Annotated in this window: 8 protein-coding genes; 6 read left to right on the forward strand and 2 right to left on the reverse strand. The window is 72.0% G+C overall.

Annotated elements, in window-relative coordinates:
- Positions 1-33 precede the first annotated feature (33 nt).
- Complete coding sequence (locus L0P92_RS37555; RefSeq protein ID WP_234767548.1) at positions 34-936, reverse strand: hypothetical protein; 903 nt, start codon at positions 934-936, stop codon at positions 34-36.
- Positions 937-1129: 193 nt separating this feature from the next.
- Here L0P92_RS37555 and L0P92_RS37560 point away from each other — a divergent pair, with 193 nt between their 5' ends.
- On the forward strand, positions 1130-1894 hold the full coding sequence (locus L0P92_RS37560) for a S1 family peptidase (RefSeq protein ID WP_234767549.1): 765 nt from the start codon (positions 1130-1132) through the stop codon (positions 1892-1894).
- 23 nt (positions 1895-1917) lie between these two features.
- Here the strand turns inward: L0P92_RS37560 and L0P92_RS37565 are convergent, their stop codons facing one another.
- Positions 1918-3693 (reverse strand): glycoside hydrolase family 35 protein, encoded by a 1776-nt coding sequence (locus L0P92_RS37565; protein WP_234767550.1) that lies wholly within the window; start codon positions 3691-3693, stop codon positions 1918-1920.
- 89 nt (positions 3694-3782) lie between these two features.
- On the opposite strand from L0P92_RS37565, the gene L0P92_RS37570 reads away from it, so the two are divergent.
- From L0P92_RS37570 to L0P92_RS37590, 5 genes are all read left to right on the forward strand, one after another.
- Positions 3783-4670, forward strand: a complete 888-nt coding sequence (locus tag L0P92_RS37570; protein ID WP_234767551.1) for a helix-turn-helix domain-containing protein — start codon at positions 3783-3785, stop codon at positions 4668-4670.
- Positions 4671-4693: 23 nt separating this feature from the next.
- Entirely contained in the window at positions 4694-5059 is a 366-nt protein-coding gene (locus L0P92_RS37575) for a chorismate mutase (RefSeq protein WP_234767552.1), read from the forward strand.
- 223 nt (positions 5060-5282) lie between these two features.
- Complete coding sequence (locus L0P92_RS37580) at positions 5283-5828, forward strand: response regulator (RefSeq protein WP_234767554.1); 546 nt, start codon at positions 5283-5285, stop codon at positions 5826-5828.
- A 56-nt stretch (positions 5829-5884) separates the two neighbouring features.
- Complete coding sequence (pepN, locus tag L0P92_RS37585) at positions 5885-8392, forward strand: aminopeptidase N (protein WP_234767555.1); 2508 nt, start codon at positions 5885-5887, stop codon at positions 8390-8392.
- A gap of 215 nt (positions 8393-8607) precedes the next feature.
- Positions 8608-9912 carry a pyridoxal phosphate-dependent decarboxylase family protein gene (locus L0P92_RS37590; RefSeq protein WP_234767557.1) on the forward strand — a complete coding sequence of 435 codons (1305 nt, stop codon included), beginning with the start codon at positions 8608-8610 and terminating at the stop codon, positions 9910-9912.
- Positions 9913-9934 lie beyond the last annotated feature (22 nt).

Below are 9934 nucleotides of genomic sequence, written 5' to 3' on the forward strand. Positions count from 1 at the left end.
GGACGGGTAGGGGCGGCGGGGGCGAGGAAAGCTCTACGTGTCGCACTCCAGTACCGTCCGGCACAACCCACACCGCGCTCGAACCCGCCCCCGCACCGGCACCCGAATCCGCTGCTGACACGTCGGACACGGGAACGACACCCGCAGCGGCCCCCGCCCGTCCGGCGTGAACGAGTACGGCACCCCAGGCCGCGCCTCGCCCACGGCACCCCGCTCACCCTGCGCATGCCGCCGATCGTGCGCGTACCGCCGCCGCCCCGCCCACCCCGCAGCCGTCAACGGCGGCTGCTGCTCGTCACGCCGAGCCTCCGCCAGCCCCTTCACATACGCCGTGTACGCCTGCGGACTGGTGAACCACACCGACGGATCCTCGGCGAAGACCAGCGCCCGCTTGGCGAGGACGTACCCGAACTCCTCCGGCGTCAGATACCCCAGCTTCTGCGAGGACGCCGAGTCCTCCCGGTACGCGTCGAGAAGCAGCCACCCCGCGCCGAGATACGTCGTCGCCGTGTCGGTGAGGATCTCGTTGTCCCGGGTGCCGGGGAAGGACAGGCCCAGGCGGTGCAGGTACACATGCATCACCTCGTGTGCGAGGGCCGCCCCGATGTCCCGCCGATGAGTGCGGAAACGGTCGTTCAACTCCACGAAGTACTCCGGCCCGGCGGCGAGTTCGACGTTCGCCGCATGGGTCATCTCCCGGAAGCTGACGATCAGCCGGGCGTCCGGAAGGCGGTAGTGCCGGACGAGTTCATGGGCCACCCGCTGCGCACCCAGATAGAGATCGTCCGTGTCGCAGAACGCCACGTCGGCGGGCGCCACGCTGGTCGCGAACGTCCGGACGGTGTCGTACGACAGTCGCCTGTAGAGCGCGGTGATCGAGGCCCGCACCGTCTCCAGGTGCGGGAAGCCGTGCTGGACCGGTCCGCCGTTCGCCACGCCCTTACCCCCAAGACGCCTGGAACCCGATTCCACTCTACGGGGAGGTGAGGGGTTTTTCCGCGACGAGGTTCCACGCCCCGGGCGTGAGATCCGTCCTTGCCAGGCATGCCACCCGATCTTCATACTGCGGGCCGCTCAACACGCCATGAGAGGACGTATGTTGACCCACAGCTCGCCGAAGAGAAGCGGCATGACCCTGGCCAAGAGAGCGGCGGCGGTGGGTGCCGTCGCCCTCGCGGTCGCCTCCCTCCAGCCCCTCAGCGCGAACGCCGCGTCCACCCGCGTCGTCGGTGGAACGCCCGCCGCGCAGAACGAGTTCCCGTTCATGGTCCATCTCTCCATGGGCTGCGGCGGAGCGCTCTACAAGAAGGACGTCGTCCTGACCGCCGCCCACTGCATGGACGGCTCCGGCAACAACACCAGCATCACCGTCACCGCTGGTGTCAACGACCTCGACTCCTCCGCCGCGATCAAGGTCAAGTCGAAGAAGGTCAAGGTGGCGCCGGGCTACGACGGCAACGGCAAGGACTGGGCGCTGATCAAGCTCGCCCGGCCCATCGACAAGCCGACGCTGAAGATCGCCACCACGGACCGCTACAACCGCGGCATGTTCACGATCGCCGGCTGGGGCGACATGAAGGAGGGCCAGGGCGAGGGCACGACCAAGCTCCGCAAGGCCACGGTTCCCTTCGTCGCCGACCGTGTCTGCAAGCGTCACTACGGGAACCGGCTGGTGTCGAAGGAGGAACTGTGCGCCGGCTGGCAGAGCGGCGGCATCGACACCTGCCAGGGCGACTCCGGTGGCCCGATGTTCCGCAAGGACGACGCGGGCAAGTGGATCCAGGTCGGCATAGTCAGCTGGGGCGACGGCTGCGCCCGTACGGGCGTGCCCGGTGTCTACACCGAGGTCAGCACCTTCGCCAAGGACATAGCCCGCGCGGCGAACGCCCTCTAGGCGCCCGCCGCGTCAGAAGTGCCTCAGACGGCCCGGAGCACCGGGACACCGGCCTCGCCGGACCCCGGCCGGGCCGTCCCCTCCAGCTCCAGCACCCACACCTCGTTGCCGCCCTCCCGCAGGACGGGACCGGGGACGTGGAGCGAGCGCTGCGGGCCGGCCGACCAGTAACGGCCGAGTCCGAAGCCGTTGATCCACACGAAGCCGCGGGTCCAGCCCGGCAGCTCCAGACGGGCGTCTCCGGCGCCGCGCACGGTGACGGTGCCCCGGTACAGCCCCGGGGCACCGTCCTCCGGCAGCTCCCGTGAGGGCACCGCCCGGACCCTCCCGAAGTCGTCCAGCGCCTCCAGCCGCAGCCCACGCGCGCGTACGTCGTGCAAGTACTGCCGCTCGTGCAGGACGCCACCCGTGATCCCCTTGGGCTCGCCCAGCCGCGGCCCGTAGTTGACCCGCCCCAGGGACTCCACCCACAGCTCCACGCGCGCGTACCCGGCGACAGGCTCCTTCAGGCACGCCTCGTCCTCGGTGAGCACCCCGGCCCGCTCCCCGTCGACGTACACCACGGCGAGGTCCCGCAGCCCGCGCACGGTCAGCGGATACGGCTGCCGTGGACCCGGCACCGTCACCTCGTACCGCACCAGACCCCGCTCGACGCCCAGTTCCTCGAACGTGGGCGGGACCGGGCCGGCGGTCTCCGCGCCGCCCAGGGTCCGCAGTACGTCGGCGAGGGGCGCCCAGTCGGTCAGGTCCGCCTCGGCCGGGGCGCCCAACGGGGCCGGGGCGGGCGGGACTTCGGGCAGCGGGCCGTCGGCGTACTCGGCGAGTACCTCCCGGAAGGCCCAGAACTTCGCCGTGGGACGGCCGTACTCGTCGATCGGGGCGTCGTAGTCGTACGACGTCACATCGGGCTCCAGCGGCCCGTCGTGCAGCGCGCCGCCGCCCCGGTTGGCGCCCGCCCAGCCGGCGAAGTTCGTGCCGCCGTGCGCCATGTACAGGTTCACCGACGCCCCGCACTCCAGGATCTCCCGCAGAGCGGCCGCCGCGTCCCTGGGATCCCGTACGACGTGCTCGCCGCCCCAGTGGTCGAACCAGCCGCACCAGAACTCCATGCACATCAGCGGGCCGTCGGGTCGGTGCCGGCGCAGTGTCTCGAAGGCCGCGCGCGCGTGGGAGCCGAAGTTCACCGTCGCGAGGATCCCGGGGACCGAGCCGCCGGAGAGCATGTGGTCCTCGGGGCCGTCCGAGGTGAACAGCGGGACCGTGACGCCGTGCTCGCGCAGCAGGTCCGCCAGCCGGCACAGATACTCCGCGTCCGAGCCGTAGCTGCCGTACTCGTTCTCGACCTGCACCATGATCACCGGACCGCCGCGGTCGACCTGCCGGGGCACGATCTCGTGCCGCAGCCGCCGGAACCAGCTCGCCACGTAACCCATATAGCGCTCGTCACGGGTACGCGCGCGTGCGCCCACCTCGGCCGTCAGCCAGTACGGCAGACCGCCGTTCTCCCACTCGGCGCAGATGTACGGCCCCGGCCGCACGATCGCCCACAGTCCCGCCTCCCGGGCCGCGTCCAGGAACCGGCCGAGCGCCTGCACGTCCCGGCCGTGCCCCGGCGCCGGCTCGTGCAGGTTCCACGGCACATACGTCTCCACGCAGTTCAGGCCCATCGCCCGCAGCATGGCCAGCCGGTGCCCCCACCGCGCCTCGTGCACCCGGAAGTAGTGCAGCGCGCCGGACAGCAGCCGCACCGGCCGCCCGTCCAGCAGAAAATCCTGGTCCCCCACCGTGAACTCGCTCATGCGCCCCACCCTCGCCCCTGGCGCCGGTCAGGGGCCATGGACAAAGATCGGCGCTGCTTGGACCGAAGCGGCGGACGGGAGGCATCGGTATGTACCACACCTGGATGCGCTTCTTCACGCCCGGCCCCGCCCACCACCGCCTGGGCCTCGTCTGCCTCGGCGTCGGCCTCCAGTACGGCGCACTGCCCACCGTCGGACCACGGGTCCTGGACCACCACGTCGCCGTCGTGATCAGTACCGGCGACGGCTGGTACGCCCACCCCGACGGCCGCCGTACGACCGTCACCGCGCCCGCCCTGCTGTGGCTGACCCCCGGCGTACCGCACCACTACGCGCCCGACCCGGGCACCGGCTGGGACGAGGGCTTCGTCGACTTCGCCGGGCCCGCCACCGCCTCGTACACCGAACTCGGCTACATCGAACCGGACCGCCCCGTCGTGCCCCTCGCCGACGCCTCCGGCCCACGTGCCGTCATCGGACGCATGGCACGCGCCGCCCGCCGCGACAACCCGCTCCTCGAGGTCGAGACCGGAGCCGCCGTCCACGAACTCCTCGTCGCCCTGCGTCGCGCCCGTGCCGACCTCGCCCCCGACGGCGACCTCGTCCTCAAGGCCCTCGCCCGCGACGCCTGCCTGCCGCTGACCGTCGCCGACCACGCCGCCCGGCACGGCATGACCCTCGCCGAACTTCGCACCGCCGTACGGCGCGGCGCCGGCTGCAGCCCCAAGGACTATCTGCTCGGCATCCGCCTGGGCCGCGCCAAGGAACTGCTCGCCGCCACCGAACTCCCCGTCGCCGCCGTCGCCCGCCGCGTCGGCTACGACGACCCCGCCTACTTCTCCCGCCTGTTCACCCGCCGCGTCGGCATGGCCCCGGTCCGCTTCCGCGCCCAGCAGAGCCGTGTCGTCCCCGGCGGCTGGAGCAACCAGGTCCCCGACCCCGACGATCCACCCGTGATCGAACGAACGACCACCTGAGGCGCCCCGTAGGCTGGGCGCTCATGACCAGCAACACGTCCTCCAACAGCTCCGGCGGCGACGTCGACCCCGCCGTCCGCGAGGAGCTCTCCCGGCTGCGCGACAGCATCGACAACATCGACGCGGCCGTCGTCCACATGCTCGCCGAACGCTTCAAGGCCACCCAGCAGGTCGGCCATCTCAAGGCCAAGCACCAGCTCCCGCCCGCCGACCCGGCCCGCGAGGCCCGCCAGATCGCCCGCCTGCGCACCCTCGCCGAGAACGCCAAGCTCGACCCCGCGTTCGCGGAGAAGTTCCTGAACTTCATCATCGCCGAGGTGATCAGGCACCACGAGAGCATCGCCGAGGACACCCTCAACGGAGCCGAGACCGCGGCACCTCGCCCCTAGGGGCTGACCGACCGGGACATCTCGTCGCATTCCCGGCCAGGAGGTGGCCCGCCGCGCGGACGACGCAAATGTGACGACAGGACGTGAACAGACCCTCCCGAGGGAGTGACACGGCGGCCCTGGCGGGGCATGCTGCGCTGTGCACCGCATGCCAGCTGACACGCACTCCCCGTCAGCGCCCCCGGACATACCTCGGATGTCCACGCGGGAGGGACGTCGGGCCATGCCGTCGGATGCCAAGATCCTCATCGTCGACGACCATGAGGAAACGCTGTACGCGCTGGAGAGCGCCCTGGCCCCGCTGGGCTACCGACTGGCCCGGGCCACCAGCGGTGACGAGGCGCTCAAGCAGGTGCTGCGCGGACAGGTCGGCCTGCTGCTCCTGGACGTGCGCATGCCCGGCGTCAGCGGCCTGGACGTGGTGCGCTACATGCGGCGCGTCGAACAGACCCAGCACATACCGGTCATCCTCCTCACCGGCTTCGGAGCCGACCAGGAACTGGTGTCCGCCGCCTTCGGGCTCGGCGTCGCCGACCTGGTCATGAAGCCCATCGACCCCTGGGCGCTGCGCACCAAGGTCCGCTACCTCTACGACGCCCACGCACGCCACCGCGCGCTGGAGCAGGAGGTCCGCACCTTGCGCGCCCTGGTCAAGGACCCCACCGAGACCGAGGAACCCGGCCCCCGCCCCGCCCTGCCGCACCCCGACGCCCGGGTCCCGCCGCAGCGCGACTGCCCGGCGGCCACGTCGGCCAAAGACCGGACATAGCGCACGTACTGATCCGCCCCTGTGCCTTGTCAGTGCCATCAGGCAGCATGTCCTGCATGTCCGTACTCACGCGCGACGAAGCGCAGACCCGTGCCCAGCTCCTCGACGTCCACCGCTACTCGATCGAACTCGATCTGACCACCGGGGACGAGACCTTCGACTCGCGTACCGTCATCAGGTTCACCACGCGCGCCGACGCGGACACCTTCGTCGAGATCAGGCCCGCCGAGCTGCGCTCCGTCACGCTGGACGGACACCCCCTCGACCCCGGGATCCTGGACGGCAACCGGCTGCCTCTGAAGGACCTCACCGCCGGTGAGCACGAACTGCGCGTCGACGCCGCCATGCGCTACTCCCGCACCGGCGAGGGCATGCACCGCTTCACCGACCCCACCGACGGCGAGGCGTACGTCTACACCCAACTGGCGCTGGACGACTGCAAGCTGGTCTTCCCGGCGTTCGACCAGCCCGACCTCAAGGCCGTCTTCGAGCTGTCCGTCACCGCCCCCGACGGCTGGACCGTCCTCGCCAACGGCATCACCGAGCACCTCGGCGACGGCCGCTGGCAGGCCGCGCCCACCCCGCCGATCTCCACCTACCTCGTCGCCGTCGCCGCCGGCCCCTGGCACTCGGTGCGCACCGAGCACCGCGGACTGCCCTTCGGCGTCCACTGCCGTCGCTCCCTGGCCCCCTACCTGGACGCGGACACCGAGGAACTCTTCGAGGTCACCCGGCAGTGCTTCGACCGCTTCCACGAGAAGTTCGACGAGCCCTACCCCTTCGACTCCTACGACCAGGCGTTCGTCCCCGAGTTCAACGCCGGCGCCATGGAGAACCCCGGCCTCGTCACCTTCCGCGACGAGTTCGTCTACCGCTCCGCCGTCACCAGGACCGAGCGGCAGACCCGCGCCATGGTCATCGCCCACGAGATGGCCCACATGTGGTTCGGCGACCTCGTCACCCTGCGCTGGTGGGACGACATCTGGCTGAACGAGTCCTTCGCCGAGTACATGGGCTACCAGACCTGTGCCGAAGCCACCCGCTTCAGCGACACCTGGACCGACTTCGGCATCGTCCGCAAGGCCTGGGGCTACGACGCCGACCAGCGCCCCTCCACCCACCCCGTCGCCCCCGAGGCCGTCGACGACACCGCCTCCGCTCTGCTCAACTTCGACGGGATCTCCTACGCCAAGGGCGCCTCCGCGCTGCGGCAGCTGGTGACCTGGCTCGGCGAGAAGGACTTCCTCGCCGGCATCAACACCCACTTCGCCCGCCACCGGTTCGGCAACGCCACCCTCGCCGACTTCCTCGACTCCCTCGCCGCCGCCACCGAACGCGACGTCCACGCCTGGGCCGACGCCTGGCTGCGCACCACCGGCGTCGACACCCTGACCCCGGCCGTCACCCGCGGCGACAACGGCACCTACACACTCACCGTCGACCACGCCGGCAGTCGTACCCACCGCGTCTCCGTCGGCCTGTACGACCAGGACCTCGGCGACGACGACGGCCACCTCACCCTGCGCGAGCGCCTCGACCTGGACATCCCGCAGACCGCGCCGCAGCCCATCGGCAAGCGTCCGGCCCTGCTGCTGCTCAACGACGGCGACCTGACCTACGCCAAGGTCCGCTTCGACCCCGAGTCCTTCGAGACCGTCCGGACCAGCCTCGCCGGCCTGCCCGACCCGCTCACCCGCGCGGTCGTCTGGAACGCCCTGCGCGATGCCGTCCGCGACGGCGAACTGCCCGCCGCGGCCTACCTGGAGGCCGCCCGCGCCCACCTCCCGCGCGAGACCGATCTCGCCGTCGTCCAGGGCGTCCTCGGCTTCGCCGCCGCCCAGGTCGCCGACCGCTACCTCGCCCCCGAGCAGCGGCCGGCCGCCCTGACCACGCTCTCCTCGCTGTGCCGTGACCTCATCCGCCGCACCGAGGACGGCGACAACCCCGGCCTGCGCCTGATCGCCGTACGCCACTTCATCGACGCCGCCGCCCACCCCGACACCATCGCCGCCTGGCTCGCCGACGGCACCGTGCCCGGCGGACCCGAGCTCGACCCCGACCTGCGCTGGCGCGTGCTGGGCCGGCTGGCCGTGCTCGGCGCCGTCGACGAGGCCGCCATCGCCGCCGAGCTGGAGCGCGACCCGAGCGCCACCGGCCAGGAGGGCGCCGCCCGCTGCCGGGCCGCCCTGCCGGACGAGGAGGCCAAGGCGAGGGCGTGGGACGCCATGTTCGGCGGCGACGGCAGCGCCGACCTGTCCAACTACCTCTTCATCGCCACCGCCCACGGCTTCTGGCAGCCCGAACAGGCCGACCTGCTGCGGCAGTACGTGCCGCGCTACTACAAGGACGCCGTCGCCGTCGGCGCCCGCCGCGGCCCCGCCATGGCCGACGCCGCCGGCCGCCACGCCTTCCCGGTCTACGCCGTCGACGCCGACGCCCTGCGGCTGGGCGAGGACTGCCTGCGCGACGGCGAGCCCGTCCCGTCACTGCGCCGCAGGCTCGCCGACCAGCTCGACGACCTGGCGCGGGCGCTGCGGGTGAGGGAGGGCCAGCCGGCGGACTAGTCCCTCCGGGACGCGAGGTGCACCAGCCCTGAGCCGAGGGTGCCGCGGACCACCCTGCGAGCCTTTACTCCGCCACCCTCGGCACGCGTCCTCCGACACGCGTTCCCCGTACGGAAATACCCCCTTTCGGGTTCCGATCATTGGGCTTTTCGGGCGCGAAAGCGCATCGGCGTACAAGCTGGAAGTCCCTCTTGCCCAGCGCCCGGGAGGACACGATGCGTACGCCGCCGTCGCTCGCTTCAGGCCCGGAAGGCCCCCACGCCCTGCGGCCGTTGCTCGACACCGTGCTGGACGCGCTGGGTGAGGGCATCCGGGCACGCGGCGGCCCACTGCCCCGGGGCGGCCCGAAGGCGGTGGCCGCGCGTCTGCGGGACGCCGTCGGCGACGTACTGCCGGCCGACGGCGACCCGAACGCCCTGCACACCGTCGTCCACGCCCTCGCGGAAACCGCCGCCGACCTGGCCGCCTCCGCCCTCAACCCCTCCCTGGACTCATGGGACCAGGCGCCGGGAGCCTCGGAGTTGGAGGCGCTGGTGACGGGGGCGCTGGCGCGAGAAATTTTCGGGGGTGCCGCCCCCACCGCCCTGACCACCACCGGCGGCACCGAGTCCAACCAACTCGCCCTCCTCCTCGCCCGGGAGGCGCGCGGCGCCGGGCTCAGGCTCGTGCACGGGGCCAACGCTCATCACTCGGTGCCCCGTGCCGCCTGGTTGCTCGGGCTGGCCGACCCGGTCGTCGTGCCCGCGCCGGCAGGTGTCCTCGACCTCGCCGCGCTCGACGAGGCGCTGACGGAACTGCCCGGTCCGCATCTCGTCGCCGCCACCGCCGGGACCACCGACGCCGGGCTCATCGACCCGCTTCCCGAGATCGCCGAGCTGTGCGCGGCCCACGGGGCACGGCTGCACGTCGACGCCGCGTACGGCGCAGGCCTGCTGTTCAGCGACCGCTACCGGGACCGGCTCGCCGGTCTCGACGCCGCCGACACCGTCACCCTCGATCTGCACAAACTCGGCTGGCAGCCCGTCGCCGCGGGGCTGCTCGCCGTGCGGGACCCGGGTGACCTCGCCGTGCTGCACCACCGCGCCGACTACCTCAACGCCGACGACGACACCGAGGCGGGCCTGCCCGACCTGCTCGGCCGGTCCCTGCGGACCAGCCGCAGGCCCGACGTCGTCAAGATCGCCGTCACTCTCAAGGCCCTCGGCCGCAGCGGACTCGGCGAGCTCGTCGAGCAGGTCTGCGACCGGGCCCGTGAGTTCGCCGACCTCGTTCACGGTCACCCCGGGTTCGAGCTCTACGACCCGCCCACCATCAGCACGGTCCTGTTCCGGCCGGCGCACGCCGCGGACGACGCGGTGGCCGCCGTACGCCGAAGGCTCCTCACCGACGGCCGCGCGGTCCTCGGCCGGGCCCGCATAGACGGGCGCCTGTGGCTCAAGACCACCCTCCTCAACCCCCACACGCGCCCGGACGACCTGGCCGCCCTCCTGACACTGGTGGAAGGAAACACCCCCGGATGAGCCCGCAGTCGAACCCCCGCAC

The organism is Streptomyces muensis (genome assembly GCF_021474425.1).
Classification (GTDB): Bacteria; Actinomycetota; Actinomycetes; order Streptomycetales; family Streptomycetaceae; genus Streptomyces; species Streptomyces muensis.

Coding starts and splice junctions, on each gene's coding strand:
- L0P92_RS37565 (WP_234767550.1), bottom strand. CDS start 3,693: ATGAGCGAGTTCACGGTGGGGGACCAGGATTTTCTGCTGGACGGGCGG.
- L0P92_RS37570 (WP_234767551.1), top strand. CDS start 3,783: ATGTACCACACCTGGATGCGCTTCTTCACGCCCGGCCCCGCCCACCAC.
- L0P92_RS37590 (WP_234767557.1), top strand. CDS start 8,608: ATGCGTACGCCGCCGTCGCTCGCTTCAGGCCCGGAAGGCCCCCACGCC.
- pepN (WP_234767555.1), top strand. CDS start 5,885: ATGTCCGTACTCACGCGCGACGAAGCGCAGACCCGTGCCCAGCTCCTC.
- L0P92_RS37580 (WP_234767554.1), top strand. CDS start 5,283: ATGCCGTCGGATGCCAAGATCCTCATCGTCGACGACCATGAGGAAACG.
- L0P92_RS37575 (WP_234767552.1), top strand. CDS start 4,694: ATGACCAGCAACACGTCCTCCAACAGCTCCGGCGGCGACGTCGACCCC.
- L0P92_RS37560 (WP_234767549.1), top strand. CDS start 1,130: ATGACCCTGGCCAAGAGAGCGGCGGCGGTGGGTGCCGTCGCCCTCGCG.